The organism is Actinomadura sp. ATCC 39365, from assembly GCF_054392275.1.
Window position 1 is genome coordinate 4,278,330 of the sequence record NZ_CP184335.1, and the last position, 17,196, is coordinate 4,295,525.

20 protein-coding genes and 1 pseudogene are annotated in these 17,196 nt (G+C 73.7%); 11 read left to right on the top strand and 10 right to left on the bottom strand.

All coding sequences use genetic code 11. From position 1 onward, the window contains the following. Nucleotides 1-173 precede the first annotated feature (173 nt). Together glgA and ACNF49_RS21130 are read left to right on the top strand one after the other, a co-directional pair. Nucleotides 174-1,349, top strand: a complete 1,176-nt coding sequence (gene glgA / locus ACNF49_RS21125) for a glycogen synthase (protein WP_352329860.1) — start codon at nucleotides 174-176, stop codon at nucleotides 1,347-1,349. Nucleotides 1,350-1,353: 4 nt separating this feature from the next. Continuing rightward, nucleotides 1,354-1,722 (top strand): hypothetical protein, encoded by a 369-nt coding sequence (locus tag ACNF49_RS21130; RefSeq protein ID WP_357964383.1) that lies wholly within the window; start codon nucleotides 1,354-1,356, stop codon nucleotides 1,720-1,722. A 13-nt stretch (nucleotides 1,723-1,735) separates the two neighbouring features. Here the strand turns inward: ACNF49_RS21130 and ACNF49_RS21135 are convergent, their stop codons facing one another. The 3 genes from ACNF49_RS21135 to ACNF49_RS21145 all read right to left on the bottom strand — a co-directional run bounded on the left by ACNF49_RS21135 (nucleotide 1,736) and on the right by ACNF49_RS21145 (nucleotide 3,520). Further along, a complete protein-coding gene (locus ACNF49_RS21135; protein WP_357964381.1) occupies nucleotides 1,736-2,887 on the bottom strand; it encodes a hypothetical protein in 1,152 nt (383 codons plus the stop codon). Between the two features lie 67 nt (nucleotides 2,888-2,954). Beyond that, nucleotides 2,955-3,323 (bottom strand): PH domain-containing protein, encoded by a 369-nt coding sequence (locus ACNF49_RS21140; protein WP_357964379.1) that lies wholly within the window; start codon nucleotides 3,321-3,323, stop codon nucleotides 2,955-2,957. Between the two features lie 44 nt (nucleotides 3,324-3,367). Continuing rightward, on the bottom strand, nucleotides 3,368-3,520 hold the full coding sequence (locus ACNF49_RS21145; protein WP_357964378.1) for a hypothetical protein: 153 nt from the start codon (nucleotides 3,518-3,520) through the stop codon (nucleotides 3,368-3,370). An 85-nt stretch (nucleotides 3,521-3,605) separates the two neighbouring features. Here ACNF49_RS21145 and ACNF49_RS21150 point away from each other — a divergent pair. Both ACNF49_RS21150 and ACNF49_RS21155 read left to right on the top strand, forming a co-directional pair. Further along, nucleotides 3,606-3,782 (top strand): annotated as a pseudogene (locus ACNF49_RS21150) (LysR family transcriptional regulator); the annotation flags it as partial. A gap of 218 nt (nucleotides 3,783-4,000) precedes the next feature. After that, complete coding sequence (locus ACNF49_RS21155) at nucleotides 4,001-4,591, top strand: type 2 periplasmic-binding domain-containing protein (protein WP_482945744.1); 591 nt, start codon at nucleotides 4,001-4,003, stop codon at nucleotides 4,589-4,591. A 4-nt stretch (nucleotides 4,592-4,595) separates the two neighbouring features. Here the strand turns inward: ACNF49_RS21155 and ACNF49_RS21160 are convergent, their stop codons facing one another. The 4 genes from ACNF49_RS21160 to ACNF49_RS21175 all read right to left on the bottom strand — a co-directional run bounded on the left by ACNF49_RS21160 (nucleotide 4,596) and on the right by ACNF49_RS21175 (nucleotide 6,905). Next, nucleotides 4,596-5,000, bottom strand: coding sequence for a nitroreductase family deazaflavin-dependent oxidoreductase (locus ACNF49_RS21160; protein ID WP_482944760.1), 405 nt, complete (start codon nucleotides 4,998-5,000; stop codon nucleotides 4,596-4,598). Between the two features lie 30 nt (nucleotides 5,001-5,030). Beyond that, nucleotides 5,031-5,462, bottom strand: coding sequence for a hypothetical protein (locus ACNF49_RS21165; RefSeq protein WP_357964372.1), 432 nt, complete (start codon nucleotides 5,460-5,462; stop codon nucleotides 5,031-5,033). 85 nt (nucleotides 5,463-5,547) lie between these two features. Further along, nucleotides 5,548-6,096: a GNAT family N-acetyltransferase gene (locus ACNF49_RS21170; protein ID WP_357964371.1), complete on the bottom strand. Its 549-nt coding sequence runs from the start codon at nucleotides 6,094-6,096 to the stop codon at nucleotides 5,548-5,550. 41 nt (nucleotides 6,097-6,137) lie between these two features. Next, nucleotides 6,138-6,905 carry a sirohydrochlorin chelatase gene (locus tag ACNF49_RS21175; protein ID WP_357964370.1) on the bottom strand — a complete coding sequence of 256 codons (768 nt, stop codon included), beginning with the start codon at nucleotides 6,903-6,905 and terminating at the stop codon, nucleotides 6,138-6,140. A 195-nt stretch (nucleotides 6,906-7,100) separates the two neighbouring features. Between ACNF49_RS21175 and ACNF49_RS21180 the strand changes: the two genes are divergently transcribed. Then, a complete protein-coding gene (locus ACNF49_RS21180) occupies nucleotides 7,101-8,399 on the top strand; it encodes an MFS transporter (protein WP_357964368.1) in 1,299 nt (432 codons plus the stop codon). A 94-nt stretch (nucleotides 8,400-8,493) separates the two neighbouring features. Here the strand turns inward: ACNF49_RS21180 and ACNF49_RS21185 are convergent, their stop codons facing one another. Then, on the bottom strand, nucleotides 8,494-9,825 hold the full coding sequence (locus ACNF49_RS21185) for an MFS transporter (protein ID WP_482944761.1): 1,332 nt from the start codon (nucleotides 9,823-9,825) through the stop codon (nucleotides 8,494-8,496). An 82-nt stretch (nucleotides 9,826-9,907) separates the two neighbouring features. On the opposite strand from ACNF49_RS21185, the gene ACNF49_RS21190 reads away from it, so the two are divergent. The 5 genes from ACNF49_RS21190 (at nucleotide 9,908) to ACNF49_RS21210 (ending at nucleotide 13,596) form a co-directional block, all read left to right on the top strand. Further along, the gene (locus tag ACNF49_RS21190; protein WP_482945556.1) at nucleotides 9,908-10,597 is read left to right on the top strand and encodes a GntR family transcriptional regulator; all 690 of its coding nucleotides are present in this window, start codon (nucleotides 9,908-9,910) and stop codon (nucleotides 10,595-10,597) included. 9 nt (nucleotides 10,598-10,606) lie between these two features. Next, entirely contained in the window at nucleotides 10,607-10,969 is a 363-nt protein-coding gene (locus ACNF49_RS21195) for a DUF2203 domain-containing protein (RefSeq protein WP_357964363.1), read from the top strand. Between the two features lie 73 nt (nucleotides 10,970-11,042). Further along, complete coding sequence (locus ACNF49_RS21200) at nucleotides 11,043-11,993, top strand: TolB-like translocation protein (RefSeq protein ID WP_482944762.1); 951 nt, start codon at nucleotides 11,043-11,045, stop codon at nucleotides 11,991-11,993. Nucleotides 11,994-11,998: 5 nt separating this feature from the next. Beyond that, nucleotides 11,999-12,955 carry a hypothetical protein gene (locus ACNF49_RS21205; RefSeq protein ID WP_482944763.1) on the top strand — a complete coding sequence of 319 codons (957 nt, stop codon included), beginning with the start codon at nucleotides 11,999-12,001 and terminating at the stop codon, nucleotides 12,953-12,955. 101 nt (nucleotides 12,956-13,056) lie between these two features. Beyond that, nucleotides 13,057-13,596 carry a CGNR zinc finger domain-containing protein gene (locus ACNF49_RS21210; protein ID WP_357964358.1) on the top strand — a complete coding sequence of 180 codons (540 nt, stop codon included), beginning with the start codon at nucleotides 13,057-13,059 and terminating at the stop codon, nucleotides 13,594-13,596. Between the two features lie 202 nt (nucleotides 13,597-13,798). On the opposite strand, the gene ACNF49_RS21215 is transcribed toward ACNF49_RS21210, so the two are convergent. Then, complete coding sequence (locus ACNF49_RS21215) at nucleotides 13,799-15,241, bottom strand: MFS transporter (protein ID WP_482944764.1); 1,443 nt, start codon at nucleotides 15,239-15,241, stop codon at nucleotides 13,799-13,801. A 191-nt stretch (nucleotides 15,242-15,432) separates the two neighbouring features. Here ACNF49_RS21215 and ACNF49_RS21220 point away from each other — a divergent pair, with 191 nt between their 5' ends. After that, complete coding sequence (locus tag ACNF49_RS21220) at nucleotides 15,433-16,062, top strand: alpha-ketoglutarate-dependent dioxygenase AlkB (RefSeq protein ID WP_357964354.1); 630 nt, start codon at nucleotides 15,433-15,435, stop codon at nucleotides 16,060-16,062. A gap of 17 nt (nucleotides 16,063-16,079) precedes the next feature. On the opposite strand, the gene ACNF49_RS21225 is transcribed toward ACNF49_RS21220, so the two are convergent. Next, complete coding sequence (locus ACNF49_RS21225; RefSeq protein WP_482944765.1) at nucleotides 16,080-17,141, bottom strand: WD40/YVTN/BNR-like repeat-containing protein; 1,062 nt, start codon at nucleotides 17,139-17,141, stop codon at nucleotides 16,080-16,082. Nucleotides 17,142-17,196 lie beyond the last annotated feature (55 nt).

A 17,196-nucleotide genomic window follows, 5' to 3' on the forward strand; every position in this document is an offset into this window, starting at 1 on the left:
CGTGTCCTGACTTATCCGCGTAGAGCAGGGGCCGGACTTACCGACATTGGGCTGTATCGATGTGTTCCCTATGCTTGCGTCGGTTCACAAGTGCGGTGCCGGAGTTGATGGTCGGCGCAAAACTTGCCGCTCGCTGGAGGGCGGCGGGCCCGGCGCGTCGTAAGGTCGTGGGCATGCGTGTTGATCTGCTCAGCAGGGAGTACCCGCCGGACGTCTACGGCGGCGCCGGGGTGCACATGGAGTACCTGGCCAGGGAGCTGCGCAAGCTGGCCGACGTCCGCGTGCGCTGCTTCGGAGCCGATCGCGAGGAGCCCGGCGTGTCGGCCTACCGGGTGCCCGGCGGCCTGGAGCGGGCCAACGCCGCCCTCCAGGTGCTCGGCGTCGACCTGGAGATGGCCGCCGCCTGCGAGGGCGCGGACGTCGTCCACTCCCATACCTGGTACGCCAACTTCGCCGGGCATGTCGCCAAGATGCTCCACGGCGTGCCGCACGTCGTCACCACCCACAGCCTGGAGCCGCTGCGCCCGTGGAAGGCCGAGCAGCTCGGCGGCGGCTACACGGTCTCGTCGTGGGCCGAGCGCACCGCCCTGGCCGCCGCCGACGCGGTGATCGCGGTCAGCGAGGGCATGCGCCGCGACGTGCTGGCCGCCTACCCCGAGATCCCGCCCGGCCGGGTCACCGTCATCCACAACGGCATCGACACCGCCCAGTACGCCCCCGACCCCGGCCTCGACGTGCTGAAGAAGCACGGCGTCGACCCCGACCGGCCCTACGTGATCTTCGTCGGCCGCATCACCCGGCAGAAGGGCCTGGTGCACCTCCTGCACGCCGCCCGCTCGTTCGACCCGGCCGCCCAGCTCGTCCTGTGCGCGGGCGCGCCGGACACGCCGGAGATCGCCGCCGAGGTGACCGGGCTGGTGCGCGGCCTCGACCGCGACGGCGTGCTCTGGATCTCGGAGATGCTGCCCAAGCCGGAGGTCATCCAGCTCCTCACGCACGCGTCGGTCTTCGTCTGCCCGTCGGTCTACGAGCCGATGGGCATCGTCAACCTGGAGGCCATGGCCTGCGAGACGCCGGTGGTGGCCACCGCGACCGGCGGCATCCCCGAGGTGGTCGCCGACGGCGAGACGGGCCTGCTGGTGCCGATCGACCAGGGCCCCGACGGCACCCCGCACGACCCCGAGGCGTTCGCCGCCGACCTGGCCGAGCGGGTCAACGCGCTGCTGGCCGACCCGGCGCGGGCCGCCGAGATGGGCCGCGCCGGCCGGGCCAGGGCCGTCGAACACTTCTCCTGGGAGCGCATCGCCCGGCGCACCCTCGACCTCTACGCCTCCCTGCGCCGGGACTGAGCGCGTGGGCTGGGACCTGGAGACCCCCGAGGGCGGGCGCCTGAGCGTCAACGCCTGGAACTGGCGTCCGACCCTGTCCCTGCTGGAGGAGGCGCGGGTGCTCGACCCCGAGACCGCGTGCCTGCTCGGCTTCAACGGCCGCATGACGCTCACCGGCGCCGACGCGAGCCGCATCGCGGCCTTCCTCGACGACTACCTGGGCGGCCTGCCCGAGCACGGACGGGTCCGGCTCGACGGCGAGGTGACCGAGGAGCCCGACGACCACCGCCTCCACCGCGACGACCTGGCGCTCAATTACTCGGCCACCGCCTCCTGGCTGCGCGACCTGCGCGACTTCTGCCGGGCGGCCCCCAACGGCTTCACCTGCATGTAGGGGTGGTGGCGGGTCAGCGGGTGAGCCAGAGGGCGGGCCTGGTCAGCTCGCCCTCGGGGCCGGTCCAGCCCGCCGCGTACACCTCGGTCGTGCCGGGGCGGCGGGCCAGGGCGGTGACCGTGCCGCGCACGCTCGTCGTCGTCCAGCGGCCGGCCGCGTAGTGGTGCAGCCGGGAGCGGGTCGAGTCGAGCACCCACAGCCCCGCCCGGCCGTCGGGCTCGGCCTCGGTGAAGGCCGCGCCCTCCGGGCCCCAGCGGCACCGCCAGGCCGAGCCGTCCCAGTGCAGGGCCAGCGGGCGGCGGCGTTCCAGGGGCTCGCCCTGCTCGTCGTACTCGTCGGGCGGGAACCAGGACACCCCGCCGACCACCCACACGTCGTCCGGCCCGAGCACGGCCACGTCGCCGAGCTCCGTACGGGCCGACCGCGCGCCCTCGGGCGCCCCCGGCTCGGGCAGGTGCACCGCCTGCCACGCGGCGCCGTTCCAGCGGGCCGCGGGGTCGTGCGCGGTCTCGCCCACCGTCCACACGTCCGCGCCCTCGCCGCCGAGGGCGCGCGCCGGGGCGGGCAGCCGGTACGCGCGCCAGGCCGAGCCGTCCCAGCGCAGCGCGTCGCGCCCGGACACGGCCCACGGGCCGCTCGCCGCGGTGCCGTGCAGGCCGATGGCCGAGGCGCCCTCCTTGAGCGGCGTGGAGGCGCTCACGGCGCCGTCCGCGACGTCGGCGACCAGGCCGGGACGTTCGTCGTCGCCGGTCCCGAAGGCCCACGCCCGCTCGCCCGAGACCGCCCCGACGGCGGCCACCGTCATCCGGGACGGCAGCGCGTACGTGCGCCAGCGGGCGCCGTCCCACCGGCCCAGCCCGCCGGACGTCGTCTCCATCCCGGCGGACGTCTCGCGCTGGACGGAACGCACCGCCCACACCGCCCCGTCGGGGGCGACCGCGAGCCGGTCGAGCGTGCCGTGCCCGTCGCCCGCCGGGAGCGTCCGCCACGGTGACCGTACGGGCTCGGCGCGCAGGTCGTCGCCGCCGGGCCGGGGGCAGCGGGCCTGGACCGTGAGGCTCACCGCCGGAGCGGACGGGACGTCCCGCCCAGCGGGCCCGGCGCAGGCCGGGAGCGCCAGCAGCACGCCGAGACCGGCCGCGCGGGCACGTACGGAACGCCGCACCTCGCCCCCTTAGTGATCACCGGCAGAATACGCTCAACCCTGCCCACGAGACCACGCGTGACGCCGATCAGGTCTGCGAAATGTAGTGGAGGATGACGTTGTGCACGTGGTGGGCCTTGTTGTCGCCGCGGAAGTCCACCTCGTAGGTGTGCGTGCCGACGTGGATGGCGATGGCGCCCGAGGAGAAGAACCCGCCCGCCAGTGACTTGTTGCTCACGACGCTCACCGCCGAGATCTTGGCGTAGGGGATGCTGGTGATCGCGATGCGCTTGCCCACGAACGACTTGTCCTGCACGATCACCCGCCGGTCCGTGAGCCCCAGGAACCCGGTGCCCGCCCCGATCGCGTCGTAGACGGCGATGATCTGCTCCCCGGGGAGCAGGCCGCTCTCGATCTGCTTGAACTGCTCTTTGCGGTCGTAGGGGATGTCAGCCATGCCCGGCCAACGAACGGGACGGGCTCCCGCGTTCCGCACCGGGCTCAGGGCCCCGCCGGATGGGCGGACGGGTCGTGCGGGAGGTCGAGCAGGCAGCGGCAGGCGCCGGGCGGCCGCGGCAGCCCGAACAGCACCCGGACCTGGGCCGGAGCGGGTGGCGCGGGGCGGAGCAGGCTTGTCAGGAGGCGGCGGATCATGCTTCCCAGCGTCGTGGTGAAGCCCGTGCCCGGTCCAACACCGGAAATATCGCGATTGACGCGCTTTTGTGGTTAATGTGGCGTCGTGGATCTGCACCCCCGGCTGCTGCGCGTCTTCGTCGCCGTCGCCGAGGAGCTGCACTTCGGGCGCGCCGCCGCGCGGCTCTTCCTGGCCCAGCAGGCGCTCAGCCGGGACGTGCGCACGCTGGAGACCCGGCTCGGGACGCCGCTGTTCGTCCGGTCCACCCGCCGGGTGGAGCTGACCTGCGCCGGCGCCCGGCTGCTGCCCGGTGCGCGGCGGCTGCTGGCGCTGCACGACGAGGTCGTCGCCGACGTGCTCGGCGCCGGCCGCCCGCTGCTCGTGGACGTCACCATGCAGGGCCCCGACCTGCCCGAGCCGCTGGTCAGAGCCCGCGAGCTGGCCCCCGGGGTCGAGATGCTGGCCCGCTTCCACGGCGGCCGGCCGCGGGCGCGGCGGCGATGCTGGACGGACGGCTCGACGTGTCGTTCGGACGCTTCGCCGGCCTGCCCCCGGACGTGCGCGCCCGGCTGGCCCAGGTCCCGGTGCGCCTGCAGCCCCTGGCCGTGCTCCTGCCGGAGGACCACCCGCTGGCCGAGTTGGACGCCGTGCCGCTCGGCGCGCTGGCCGCCTTCCCGCTGGACGTCATGGCCGGGAACGCCGGCACGCGGGAGTGGAGCGACCTGGGGGAGCGGCTGGCCGAGGCGTTCGGGCTGCGGCTGGCCCGGCCGCACGCCGCGCCCGTGGGGGCTGCGGAGATGGGGCACTACCTGCGCCGGCATCGCGAGCCCGTGCTGGCCAGTGTGGGGATCGGCGGGATCCCGGGCGCGGTGAACCGGCCGCTGGCCGAGCCCGTGCCGCTCGGCCTGCAGAACCTGGTGCATCCCAAGGGCCTGCGGCACCCGGGTCTCGCCGCGCTCCTGGCCGCCGTCGCCGAGCTGGGACGGGCCCGCCACTGGCTGCGCCGCCCGCCGGGCTCCTGGCTCCCCGAGGCCGACGAGGCCCTGGTGACCGCCCTGGTGACCGCCCGGGAGGCCGGCGAGGCCCGGTGACTGCCTAGGTGGCGCGTTCGAGCACGACCACCGGGATCCGGCGGTCGGTCTTCTCCTGGTATTCGTCGTACTGGGGCCAGGTGCTGGTCATCGTCCGCCACATCTCGGGCTTCTCCTCCTCCGAGGCGGTGCGGGCGTGGGCCTTGAACCTGTCGCCCTTGACCTGCACCTCGACGTCGGGGTGGGCCAGCAGGTTCTTGTACCACTGGGGATCCTCGGGGTCGCCGCCCTTGGAGGCGACCACGAGGAAGTCGTCACCGAACCGCTGGTAGATCAGCGGCGTGGTGTACGGCTTGCCGGAGTTACGCCCCTTGGTGGTCAGGAGCAGCACGGTGGTGTTGTTCCAGTCGTGCCCCTCCGCGCCGTCGGTGGCCTGATAGCGCTGCACGTGTTCCTTGCCATAGAGCATGCCTCTGGACTACCCCGCCCGTGGGTGTCCTCACCGGGCCGCGCCGACCAGCTCGGCGGCCCGCCGGCTGTCGACGGGCAGGGCCGAGTCGGGGGTGCGCTCGCGCACGTCGCGGTCGCGGATCGCGAAGACGGCGGGCGCCGCGCCCACGTCGCCGTAGCGCTCGGTCACCGCCGCGCCGATCGCCCGCCGTACGCCGGCCACCACCTCGCGGACGCCGGGCCCGGACGTGACGAGGTGGCCGAGCATCCCGGCGAAGCGCAGCTCGTCGTCGGCGGCGGGCCGCTGCGCCGGCAGCACCGGCCGGTCGAGCCAGAACACGTTGCCGGACAGGACCGCCTCGGAGCCGTCGGGGCCGAGCACCCGCGCCGTGCGGGCCAGCAGCTCACCGAACTCGGCCAGGTCCGCGTGCGGCGGGAGGTCGGTGGTGACGAACAGGGGCACGATCAGCGAGTCAGGCATGCGGCTATCCCTCCGTGAGGAGGCTCATCGTAGGACGTGCCACCGACAATTCCGCCGCGCGCCACTCGCCGTCCACGCGTCGCCGCTAGCGTTCGGTCCATTCGTCCTGGATCGCCGCGTGCACGATGGAGTCGCGCCAGCCGTGCGGGGTGTGCACGTGGTGCCGGATCCGTCCCTCCTCGACCATGCCGGCCGTCAGCATGGCGAGCTGGGCGGGCAGGTTGGCCGGCGACCTCGCGCCCCAGACGCGGTGCAGCCCGAGCTGCTTGAAGCCGAACGACAGCAGCAGCCGGACCAGGTCGGTGCCGATGCCGCGGCCCCACTGGTCGGGGTGGAGGCCGAAGCCGATCTCGCCGCTGTGGGGCAGGTCGGGGTCGATCTTCAGGCGGGCCACGCCGATCACGTGCCGCCGGTCGGCGTCCACGACGGCCAGCACGTAGAGGCGGCGCGGCTCGGCGGCGGCCGCCTCCATGGCCTGGCCGACCAGGGCGGCGACCTCCTGCACGCTGCGCGGCGCGAACGGCATGTGCTGCGTGGCCGCCGGATCGCCGTAGACGGAGTGCAGCGGGACGACGTCGGCGTCGGTGAGGTCACGAAGTCCGATTCGCTCGCCGATGACCGTCACGCGCCGCATGCGCAGAAGGTAACGCGACTGTAGCGATCTTTACAAGGGTGTCAAGTCGCCAGCTGACTGCCGTAAGCCCGCGCGACAAGTTCGGCGACGGCGCTGTGCGCGCCCAGCGGCTCGGCGTGACCGGCCTCGACGGCGGCGGCGGCGCGCTCGACGATCTCCACCGGGGCCTCGTGGCCGATCAGGCAGGGCGCGATGGCCAGCCGCTCGGCCCCGGCGGCGCGCAGGCGCTGGGCGGCGACCTCCACGCCGGGCTCGCTGTCCAGCGAGGCGGCGACGACCGGCAGCGTGAGCCTGGAGGCCAGCAGCACGGCCGTGGCCTGGACGGCGTGCACCGCGCGCTCGCCGCCCACCGTGCCGAGGATGACGGCGTCGACGGGGCTGGAGACGTTGAGCAGGCGGACGCGGTCGGCCCTGGCCAGGCCGCGCTCGGCCAGCCTGATGTGCAGGGCCTCGGCGAGCAGCGGGTGGGGGCCGAGCGCCTCGGTGGCGACCGCGCCGGAGCCGGCGGCCGCGATGGCCTTGCCGATCTCGGCCATGACGACCGGGTCGTCCCAGGTGAGCAGGGGCACCACGACGGCGTCGCGGCCCGCGGGCAGCGAGTCTGCCAGGTCGGCGACGGCGGTCAGCCGCACCTCGATCTGCGGGTTGTCGACCCGGACCACGGCCGCGATCTCTTCGGCCACGCCGCCGGTGCCGCCGGGGGTGGCCAGCACGAGCATGGGCGCGTCCGGCGGCAGGGACGTGGGCACGGGGCGGCGGTGCCGGCCGCCGCCGGGCCGGGGGGAACGTTCACGTACAGGCAGGCTCACAGGCGCGCAGTTTATGCCTATTCGCGGGTGGTTGTTCTGTGAATCGGGAGCGATTCCGTCACAACGGGAATGCTGTGATCGAGATCACATCGTGACCGCCGTCGCCGTTGACGAACACCCCTGAGAAGGGCAACTCTGAGGCAACTAGAAACGCGTTCTAGAGCGACCGTCACACACCGTCCCCGGAGGATGGGAATGAAGCCGTTCTATGTCCGCGAGCTGAGCGTGTACCCGGTCGGTCGCCGGCGGATCTTCCTGCTGGCGATAGCCGTGCTGGCGAGCCTGGTGGCCAACTTCGAGACCACGCTCGCCACGATCCTGCCGCTGCTGATGAAGGACCTGGGCATGTCGCTCACGGTCTACGGCCTGCTCGCCGCGGGGTCGGTCCTGATCGGCGGCCTGTCGGCGGGCGTCGGCGGCATCCTGTCCGACCGCTGGGGACGGGTCACGCTCCTGGTGCCCACCCTCACCGTCACGGCGGCCTGCAACTTCCTGCTCGCCACCGTGGACACCGTGGCCGGCCTGTTCTGGGTGCGCTGCCTGATGTTGTTCATCGAGGGCGCCGGGATCACCATCACCGCCTCCCTCGTCCGCGACTTCTCCCCGCGCCTCGGCCGCGCCCAGGCGTTCGCGTTCTGGACGTGGGGGCCGGTCGGGGCGTCCTTCCTGGCCTCGTTCATCGCCGGGTTCACGCTGCCGCTGTTCGACAACGCCTGGCAGTCGCAGGCGATCATCATGGGCGTCGTCTCGCTGGCCATGTGCGCGGTCATCGTCTGGAAGATCGCCGAGCCGTCGGCCGCGCTGCGGGCCCAGGTGCTCGACGCCGAGGAGGCCGTCGCGGCGGAGGAGAAGGTCGACGCCGGACGGGTGCGCGAGCTGTTCCGGCATCCCCACCTGTGGGCCCACGTCCTGGGCAACACCGGCTGGCAGGTGCTCTACTGGACGTTCGCGATCTTCGGGCAGACGATCCTGGTGGAGGCGTTCGGCCTGGAGCCCGCGGGGGCCAACCGGGTGGTGGCGCTCGGCATCGTGCTCAACGCGGTGGCCGTGGTCGTCGTCGGCCGGGTCTCCGACCGGCTGCGGCTGCGCAAGCCGTTCACGGCCGCCGGCACCGCGCTGACCGTGCTCACCCTGGCCTACTTCATCGGCCTGGTCGGCCCCGGCGTCTCCGCGGGGCACGTCACCGCCGTCTACGCGCTGCTCTTCCTGTTCATGGGCGTCGCGTACGTGCCGTGGATGGCCAACTTCTCCGAGAACGCCGAGGACGTCGAGTCGCGCCTGCAGGGCTCGGCGCTGGGGATCTGGGGCATGGTCGTCCGCGTCATGATCGTGGTGCTGCTGGTCGTCTCGCCCATGGTGGTCTCCGCGGGCGGCTGGGGCACCTGGCTCGCCGTGGCGCTGGCCGGGCAGGTCGTGTTCCTGGCCTCGATGGCGGCGTTCAAGGGCGACTGGCGCAGACGCCCGCGGGTCACCGAGCCCGAGACCGCCGTCTGAGAGCGGCGCCTGAGACCGCCGTCCGAGCGGCTCGCGTGGGCGGCGGTGGCAGCCGCCGCCCACGCCTTCGCGGCGTTCCCGCCTTCCTCCGCCCTCAGGCGAAGGGACCCACCTGGCCGGGCAGCCTCCTGGCGGTGCCGCTCTCGCCGGCGGCGATGTCCAGGTCGCGGGTTTCCGGGGCGATGGCCAAACCTACGGTGGTGACGGCCAGCGCGACAACCACGTACAGGGACACGGCGAGGGTGGTGCCGTACAGGTCGAAGAGCTTGAGCGCGATGATCGGGGCCAGCGCGCCGCCGACGATCCCGGCCACCTGGTAGCCCATGGACGCGCCGCTGTAGCGCAGCCGGGTGCTGAACAGCTCGGCGATGAAGGCGGCCTGCGGGCCGTACATGGCGGCGTGGGCGGCCAGCGCGACCACCGCCGCCAGCACGATCAGCGGGAACGACTTCGTGTCCAGCAGCGGGAAGAACGCGAACACCCACACGGCCGCCGCCAGCACGCCCGCGAAGTAGACCGGCCGCCGGCCCAGCCGGTCCGACAGCGCGCCGAACAGCGGGATCAGGCCGAGCTGCAGCACCGAGCCGATCAGCACCGCGTACAGCGCCACCGACCGCTCCAGCTTCAGCTGCCCGGTGAGGTAGACGATGATGTACGCGGTGAAGGTGTAGAAGGCCACGTCCACCCCGATGCGCGCGGTGAACGCCGACAGCAGCGCCCGCGGATGCGTGCGCAGCACCTCGACCAGCGGCATCCTGGCCGTGGCGCCGTGCTTCTCGACGCGGGAGAACAGCGGCGACTCGGTGACCCGCGTGCGCACCCACAGCCCGACGAGCACCAGCACGCCCGACAGCAGGAACGGCACCCGCCATCCCCACGACTGGAAGGCCGCGTCCGACAGGACGAAGGACAGGATCGCGAGCAGGCCGGTGGCCAGCACGTACCCGGCGGGCACGCCGACCTGCGGCCAGCTCGCGTTGAAGCCGCGCCGCCTGCTGTCGCCGTGCTCCAGCGACATGATCACCGCGCCGCCCCACTCGCCGCCGAGCCCGAAGCCCTGGACGAAGCGGAGCACGGCCAGCAGGACGGGCGCGGCCACCCCCACGCTCGCGTAGCCGGGAAGCACGCCGATGAGGAACGTGGACAGCCCCATCAGCAGCAGCGTCACGACCAGCACGGTCTTGCGGCCGGCCCGGTCGCCGAAGTGCCCGAACACCACGCCGCCGAGCGGCCTGGCGACGAACGCGACGGCGTTGGTGGTCAGGGCCGCCAGCGTCGCGTTGAGCGGGTCGAGCGACGGGAAGAACAGCTTGCCGAAGACCAGCGTCGCGGCCGTGGTGTAGAGGAAGAAGTCGTACCACTCCAGGGACGTGCCGACGAGGGCGGCGAGGATCACCCGGCGGGTCTGGTGCGCGGAGCTTGACATCGAAGGCTCCCAGATGGTCGAGGGGATAGTTTCAACGTAAGGATTGTTGAACAATTCGACAAGAGGTTTGCTCCATGATTCCCTGGCGAACGTGGAAGACGTGGTCGCGGACCTCGCCCGGCACCGGTCGAGACTGAGCCGCAGCAGCACGGCCGAGCGCGTGGCCGACATCCTCCGCGACAGCATCATCGAAGGCGCCTTCCCGCCGGGCGAGCGGCTGTCGGAGGAGGCCATCTCCGAAGGGCTCGGCGTCTCGCGCAACACGCTGCGCGAGGCGTTCCGCCTGCTCGGCCACGAACGCCTGCTCGACCACCGGCTCAACCGGGGCGTCTTCGTCCGGCTCCCGTCCGTGGAGGACGTCTCCGACCTCTACACGATGCGGCGGGTGCTCGAAGGGGCCGCCGTCCGGCGCTCGGCGTCGCGGCAGGCGCTGGCGCTCATCGAGGAGGCCGTGCGCGACGCCGAGCGGGCCGCCGCCCAGGGCGACTGGCAGGGCGTCGGCACCGCCAACATCCGCTACCACCAGGCCCTGGTCGGCCTGCACGGCAGCCCCCGCCTCGACGAGGCCATGCGGCAGCTCCTGGCCGAGCTGCGCCTGGTCTTCCACGTGATGGACAACCCGCGCGCCTTCCACGAGCCGTTCATCGACCGCAACCGCGCGCTGCTCGCCCTGCTGGCGGCCGGCCGCGCCGAGGAGGCGGCGGCCTACCTCGACGACTACTTCGACGAGGCCGAGCGGCTTCTCATCCACGCCTACCAGCCGAACGGGTAGCGTTTCCGCATGGACCGGATCTTCTCCCTGGACGAGGCGCGCGCCCTGCTGCCCGGCATCATCGCCGAGGCGCGGGAGATCGTCGCGGGCCGCGCCGACCTGGCCGAGATCGCCTTCGACCGGGAGGCCGCCGGTGGGTCGCGGCTCGGCGGGCTGCCCGAGATCAAGGCGATCGAGGCGCGCATCGAAGAGACGCTGACCCGGTGGAGCGAGCAGGGGATCGAGGTCAAGGGCGTCGCGCCGCTGCTGATCGACTTCCCCTCGGTGCTCGGCGGGGCGTCGGTACGGCTGTGCTGGATCGAGGGGGAGCCCGAGCTCGCCTGGTACCACCGTACGGATCTGGGCTTCGCGGGGCGGCGCCCGCTGCCCTGAAGCGTGGCCTACATGTGACCAACTCGCCACCGTGCCCATGGGTCTAACCAGGTGAGCGAAAGGATCACCACTCATGAGGCTATCCTCAGCGGCCGTCGCGCTCCTCGCGCCGGCGGTCGCCGGCGGGCCGGGGCTCCCGGCCGCCGCCACACCCGCGCACACCGGGCCGCCGCAGGCCCGCGCGGCCTGGGTCACCGCCTGCGAGCTGCCCGTCGAGGGCACGTCCCCGTGCGGCCCCTGGCACCTGCTCCTCCGTGACGGCCGCAAGGTCACCGTGGGCGACTCCGCCGCCCGCGCCAAGGGCCGCGCGACCTCCCTGTTCGCCCTCAGCGGCGACGGCCGGACGATCGTCTACCGGCGGGCCCGCGACCACCGACTGGTCGTACGGGCGGCGGCCGGCGGCCCGGTCAGGGAACTGCCCAGATCCCTCCGGCCCGGCGAGGACGACGCCCTCCACCTGTCACCGGCCGGCGACCGGGTCCTCGTCGGCCGCCAGGGCCACGTCAAGGTGCTCACCCTGGCCACCGGCGAGATCACCGGCCTGACCGTCAAGGGCGAGCCGGCCGGCTTCAGCGGCGACGGGGACGAGGTGCTCACCACCCGCGACCTGAGCGACGGCACCAGATGGCTCCACTCCTACGGGCTCGACGGCCACGCGCTCAGGAGCCCGGCCCCCCAGTTCGTCGCCAACGCCGTGACCCTCGCGCTGTCCGCCGACGGGCACACCGTCGCCGCGTTCAGCTCCGGCGGCAGCCGTGGCGGTCCGCCCCGGATGCGCACGTACGACCTGGAGACCGCCCGGCTCGCCGACGGCGTGAACCTGCCCCTCGCCGGCGACGCCTCGCCCGACCACGCCCGCTGGACGCCTGACGGAAGGCTCGCCGCCTACTCCTACGACAGCAGCACCACGAAGTCGACGGTGGTACGGGTGCTCACCGTCGACCCCGCTTCCGGCCAGGCCCGCCGTACGGACACGTACAAGGTGGGCCCCGACCCTCACACCATCGTGTTCCCGGGGGAGTGACCATCGTGAGAATCGTCCCTTTGCTGACCGCAGCCCTGCTCACCCTCACCGCCGTGCCGGCCGCCGCCCAGGCCGCGCCGCACCACGGCCACGACAGCATCCGGTACGCCTCCGTCAAGGGCTGCCCGGACAAGGACGGCGCGTCCAGGCCCTGCGGGCAGTGGCGGCTGGTCATGCACGACGGCAGGCGCATGACGCTGCCCGACGCCCAGGTCGTCGCGCTCGACGCCAGGCGCAGGTCCACCGTCACCTCGCCGGCGCCGATCGCGGTCAGCGGCGACGGGCAGCGCGTGGCGTACCTCACCAAGGCCGGGCGGCCGGCCGTACGCGTGCTCGGCGGCGGCGTCACGCTGCTGCCCAAGGACGCGCTGCCGCGGGTCGCCCAGAACGAGGTGACGCTGCAGCTGTCCGGCGACGGCGCGCGGCTGGCCGTCGTGGTCCAGAGCGACAGGCCCGCCGCCACGAAGATCTTCGACACCGCGACCGGCGCCCTGCTCGGCACCGTGCCCGCCGACGAGACCCTCCTCGGGTTCAGCGGCGACGGCGACGAGGTGCTGTCCACGATCGAGTCCGACGACTCCGTCACCGACCTGGTCGTCCGCGACCAGACGGGCGAGCATCTCGTACGCGTCACGCCGCCGCAGGTCGTGGCCGCCAACGGCCCGCAGGCGCTGGCCGGCGACGGGCACACGGCGGCGGTCCTGATCCGCGGCAGGAAGACCGAGCTGCTCACCTACGACCTCGCCACCGACGAGGTCACCGGACGCAGGAAGATCAAGCTGCCGGACGGCGAGCTCAGCATGATCGACTGGACCGGCGACACGCAGGTCACGCTGCACCTGGTGTCCGGCTCGTCCAGGATGACCATCGTCCAGGTCGACACCGGGACGGGCGCCGTACGGGTCAGGGACCGGTACACCGTCCTCAAGGACAGCTTCGTCTTCGCCGCCTGCGGCGGCTGACGCCGAAGCACGCCGGGCACGGTCCACGGTGGTGCAGGGTCGGTGGTGGTGCAGGGTCCGCGGTGGGGCAGGGGGAGCCCCGCCGTGGATACGCTTGCCGCGTGGAGGTTCACTCGACCAGGGCGATGGCCGTCAGAGCCGTCGAGCTGTGCGTGGCGCTGCTGCACGAAGAGCCGACGCCCGCCTCGGTGACGGACGTCCTGCGCCGCCACGGCGAACACGGCGACCTGGGCCTCGACGACTCTGACGTGGCCGCGATGCGCGCGGCTGCGGCCCGGTTGCGCGACGTGCTGGGCGCGCGCGACGCCGGGGAGGCGGCGGACCTGCTCAACCGCCTGCTCGCCGGGACCGCCCGGCCGCCCAGGCTGACCAGCCATCGGGGCACGACGTCCTGGCATCTGCACGTCGACAGCGGCGACGACGCGCCGTGGGCCGAGTGGTTCCTGGCCTCCTCGGCGATGGCCCTGGCCGTGCTGGTCGCCGACCATCAGCGCGTTCCGGGCGGGTTGTGCGCGGCCGCGGGGTGCGGACGGCCGTACCTCGACCTGGGCGGCGGCAGCCCCCGCCGCTACTGCGGCACCCGCTGCGCCACCCGCGCCCGCGTAGCCGCCCACCGCGCCCGCCCCCAGACAGCCCCCTGACGCCAGCACCCGCCGCGCCCGCCCCGGCTCGCCCGCTGACGCCCAAGCTCACCAAGCCCCCCGGATCGCCTGCTGACGTCCGCGTTCACCGCGCCCACCCTCAGGCTGGCCGCTGACGCCGTGCCCGCTGCGCCCCCAGACTGGCTGCTCACGCCGGGCCCGACCGCCGCCTGCCGGTGCCTGCGTCCCCTGATGACGCCCGCTAACTGCGGTGGCGGAAGAGGATGCAGGCGGCTACGGCCTGTAAGGCCGCTCCGGTCAGCAGGGCGGCGCCGGCCGAGTGGGCGCTCAGCGGGCCTGCCAGCGCCGATCCGACGGCGAAAGAGGTGATCTTGAGGCTGGCGCCGGTTGTGAAGACCTGACTGCGCAGCCCGGCGGGGGCTTCGCGCTGCCGCACCGCGAACAGCGCCGTCAACTGCGGCCCCTCGCCCGCACCCACCAACCCCGCCGCGACCACCGCGATCCAGTACGTCCCCGCCAGGGCCGTCCCCGCCAGGGTCGTTCCTGCCGTTCCGGCTGCGGTTGTTGCGGCTATGGCGGCCAATGCCATGCCTGCGCCGATCAGTGCGGTGGACCAGGCCAGGGTCGGGTCCCACGAGGGTGTCGGGTTCCTCCTGCGGGGGCCGCCGCGCCAGGCCAGGAGGCCGTTCGCGGCCAGTCCGGCCGCCGCCGTGACGGCCAGCAGCAGCGTGCCGCGGCTGCTGTCACCCGTGAGCTCCAGTCCCAGTACAGGCGCCGACACCACGAACATGCCCGCCCCGGCGCACGAGACCATCGACCCGGCGGTGGCCCGCCCCAGCACCCGGTTCCCGAGCACCGCCCGGACCCCGGTCGCCATCTCCCGCATGACCGCTCCCGCAGCCCGTACCGGCGAGGTGAGGCGGCCGAAGCGCCGCCGCCCGCCGACCGGCCGGTCGCCTGCGGACAGGTCACCGATTGGCTGGTCGCCTGCGGACAGGTCTCCGCCGATCGGCCGGTCGCCTCCGGGGCGGTCGCTCGTGGGATGGTCCCGGGCGGGCCGGTCCACTAAGGGGCGGTCGTGGGTGGGCTGGTCGCTTGTGGGGTGGTGGGTGGGCCGGTCTGGGATGGCCCGGGTGCGGGTGGGGAGGGTCCAGGCTGCGGGGAGGGCGGTCAGGAGGAGGGCCACGGAGACGAGCACCGCCGCCGTCCCGCCGGCCACCGCCGCGACCACGCCGACCGCCGCCGGACCGGCCAGTCCCGCCACGTTGTACGTCATGGCGTCGAGCGTGGTGGCCCGTGCCAGCCGCCCCCGGTCGGGGCCGGAGACCAGGGGGAGCTGTCCCGTCCAGCCGCCGGTCAGCGCGGGGCCCGCCAGCCCGGTCACGACGGCCAGCGCCACCAGCGCCGTCCCGGGCACCCGCCCGAGGCCGCCCGCCACCAGCAGCAGGCCGGTCGCGTACCCGAGCAGGCAGAACGCCAGCAACCGGCCCGGACGGCGGGCGCGGTCCAGCAGCACGCCGAGCAGCGGCCCGCCGACGGCCGCCGAAACGGTCAGCCCGGCCAGCAGCGACGCCCCCAGCAGCGGCGACCCGGTGGCGGCGAGCCCGGCAACCAGGAGGGCGGGTCCGGACATCTCGTCGCCGGTCCGGGCCGTGACCACCCCGGCCATGTAACGCGTCAACATCGACAAGACGTTACAGGATCCGTGTTAGGGGCCGGTCCCGGCGGGGAAGAGCTCGGGTGATCGTCCCGTGCGGGCCTCGCGCCCGCCGACGCGAGCCGCCCGGCCTGTACGGACTGCGTACCGCACAGGCCGGGCTCCTTCCATCACCCCGAGTCGAATATGTGTTTGAACAGTGGCATAGACTCGGCCTCATGAAAGCCGCGTTCCAAGCATCTCTGCTGGGTCTCGACGAGGAGCTCGGCGTCGGGCGGCTGGGCGCCACGGTCCGCCGGACGTACCTCGACCACGGGGCCTGGATCGACCTGCGGCCCGGCTGGCTGACGGGGGCCGACACGCTGTTCGCGCGGCTGGCCGAGACGGTGCCGTGGCGCGCCGAGCGCCGCCGCATGTACGACCGGGTCCTCGACGTCCCGCGCCTGCTGAAGTTCTACGACGAGGGCGAGACGCTGCCCGACCCCGCCCTCGACCAGGCCAGAGCGGCGCTCGACGCCCACTACGGCGAGGAGCTGGGCGAGCCCTTCCGTACGGCGGGCCTGTGCTTCTACCGCGACGGCCGCGACAGCGTGGCCTGGCACGGCGACACCGTCGGCCGGGGCAGCAGCGAGGACACCATGGTCGCGATCGTCTCGGTGGGCAGCCCGCGTCCGCTCCTGCTGCGCCCGCGCGGCGGCGGCCCCTCGATCCGCCGCGACCTCGGCCATGGCGACCTGATCGTCATGGGTGGCAGCTGCCAGCGGACGTGGGAGCACGCCATCCCCAAGACCGCCCGGCCCGCGGGGCCGCGGATCAGCATCCAGTTCAGACCCCGCGGCGTCCGCTGACCCGTGCGTCCCCCGCGCTAGCGGAGGCGGAGACGGGCTATGCGGCCCTGTTCGCCGGAGGCCCAGCAGGACAGGTCCGGGGTGCACGAGACCGTGTCGAACGAGCCGCCGTCGAAGGTCTCCCAGCGGGCCCCGCCCGAGTACGTCACGTCGCTGCCCGTGGGCCCGACGGCGATGGCCGCGAACGGCAGGTGCGGCAGCCACGTCACCCCTGACCGGTACGCGGGCGGCGGGGTGGTGGCGGTCCGCCAGGTGGCGCCGCCGTCCCTGGTGACCGCGGCGGCGTTCGGGGAGGGGAGGCCGGGCTGGTAGTCGCCGCCGACCGCGATCCCGCGGTGCCGGTCGCGGAAGGCCAGCGCGAAGACGCCCTTCGCGGGGTCGGCGGCCGGGACCGGGGTGTCGGAGACGGTCCACGTACGCCCGCGGTCGGCCGAACGGAACACGCGCGACCGCTCGCCGCCGCCGGTGGCGATCCAGGCGTCCCGTCCGCCCGCGGTCACCAGGCACTGACCGCTCGCCGCGAAACCGGCCTCGCCGGGCAGCGCGTCCGGCATGCCGGAGGACGGGAGCACCTGCCAGCTGCGTCCGCCGTCCTCGGTGGCCAGGAGGCGGAATTTTCCGTCCACCGGGTCGCTCATGGCCAGGCCGTGGCGGCGGTCGAAGAAGGCCATGCAGTCGTAGAAGGCGTTCGGCTCGTCGTTCCTGAAGGACTCGGTCCAGGTGCGGCCGCCGTCCTCGGTGCGGTAGACGCGGCCGTCCGTGCCCGTGCCGATCGACAGGACCAGGGCGTGGCGGGCGTCGAACGCCTCCACGTCGCGGAACTGGAGGGACCCGGTGCCGGGCGGGGAGACGTTCTGCCAGGTGCGGCCGCCGTCCACGGTCCGCAGGACGGTTCCGCCGGTGCCGGCGGCCCACACCACGTCCCTGCTGACGGGCGCGAGACCGCGGAAGCGGGCGGTCACGCCGGTCTCCTTGAGCTCCCAGCCGAGGCCCGGGCCGGGGGTGGCGGCGTGGGCGGGGAGCGGGGCGGCGAGCACGAGCGCCGCGGACAGCACGCTCATCGCGATGCGAACGTTCATGCCGGGCAAACTAACCCAAGAGATCACGAGCGTCCATCATGCGGACAACCAGCCG

Excerpts from the sequence above, each read along its gene's own strand:
- ACNF49_RS21165 (WP_357964372.1), bottom strand. The coding sequence starts at position 5,462 with ATGCCTGACTCGCTGATCGTGCCCCTGTTCGTCACCACCGACCTCCCG.
- ACNF49_RS21145 (WP_357964378.1), bottom strand. The coding sequence starts at position 3,520 with ATGATCCGCCGCCTCCTGACAAGCCTGCTCCGCCCCGCGCCACCCGCT.
- ACNF49_RS21220 (WP_357964354.1), top strand. The coding sequence starts at position 15,433 with ATGAAAGCCGCGTTCCAAGCATCTCTGCTGGGTCTCGACGAGGAGCTC.
- glgA (WP_352329860.1), top strand. The coding sequence starts at position 174 with ATGCGTGTTGATCTGCTCAGCAGGGAGTACCCGCCGGACGTCTACGGC.
- ACNF49_RS21195 (WP_357964363.1), top strand. The coding sequence starts at position 10,607 with ATGGACCGGATCTTCTCCCTGGACGAGGCGCGCGCCCTGCTGCCCGGC.
- ACNF49_RS21160 (WP_482944760.1), bottom strand. The coding sequence starts at position 5,000 with ATGCTCTATGGCAAGGAACACGTGCAGCGCTATCAGGCCACCGACGGC.
- ACNF49_RS21200 (WP_482944762.1), top strand. The coding sequence starts at position 11,043 with ATGAGGCTATCCTCAGCGGCCGTCGCGCTCCTCGCGCCGGCGGTCGCC.
- ACNF49_RS21155 (WP_482945744.1), top strand. The coding sequence starts at position 4,001 with ATGCTGGACGGACGGCTCGACGTGTCGTTCGGACGCTTCGCCGGCCTG.
- ACNF49_RS21180 (WP_357964368.1), top strand. The coding sequence starts at position 7,101 with ATGAAGCCGTTCTATGTCCGCGAGCTGAGCGTGTACCCGGTCGGTCGC.
- ACNF49_RS21215 (WP_482944764.1), bottom strand. The coding sequence starts at position 15,241 with ATGTTGACGCGTTACATGGCCGGGGTGGTCACGGCCCGGACCGGCGAC.
- ACNF49_RS21225 (WP_482944765.1), bottom strand. The coding sequence starts at position 17,141 with ATGAACGTTCGCATCGCGATGAGCGTGCTGTCCGCGGCGCTCGTGCTC.
- ACNF49_RS21140 (WP_357964379.1), bottom strand. The coding sequence starts at position 3,323 with ATGGCTGACATCCCCTACGACCGCAAAGAGCAGTTCAAGCAGATCGAG.
- ACNF49_RS21170 (WP_357964371.1), bottom strand. The coding sequence starts at position 6,096 with ATGCGGCGCGTGACGGTCATCGGCGAGCGAATCGGACTTCGTGACCTC.
- ACNF49_RS21185 (WP_482944761.1), bottom strand. The coding sequence starts at position 9,825 with ATGTCAAGCTCCGCGCACCAGACCCGCCGGGTGATCCTCGCCGCCCTC.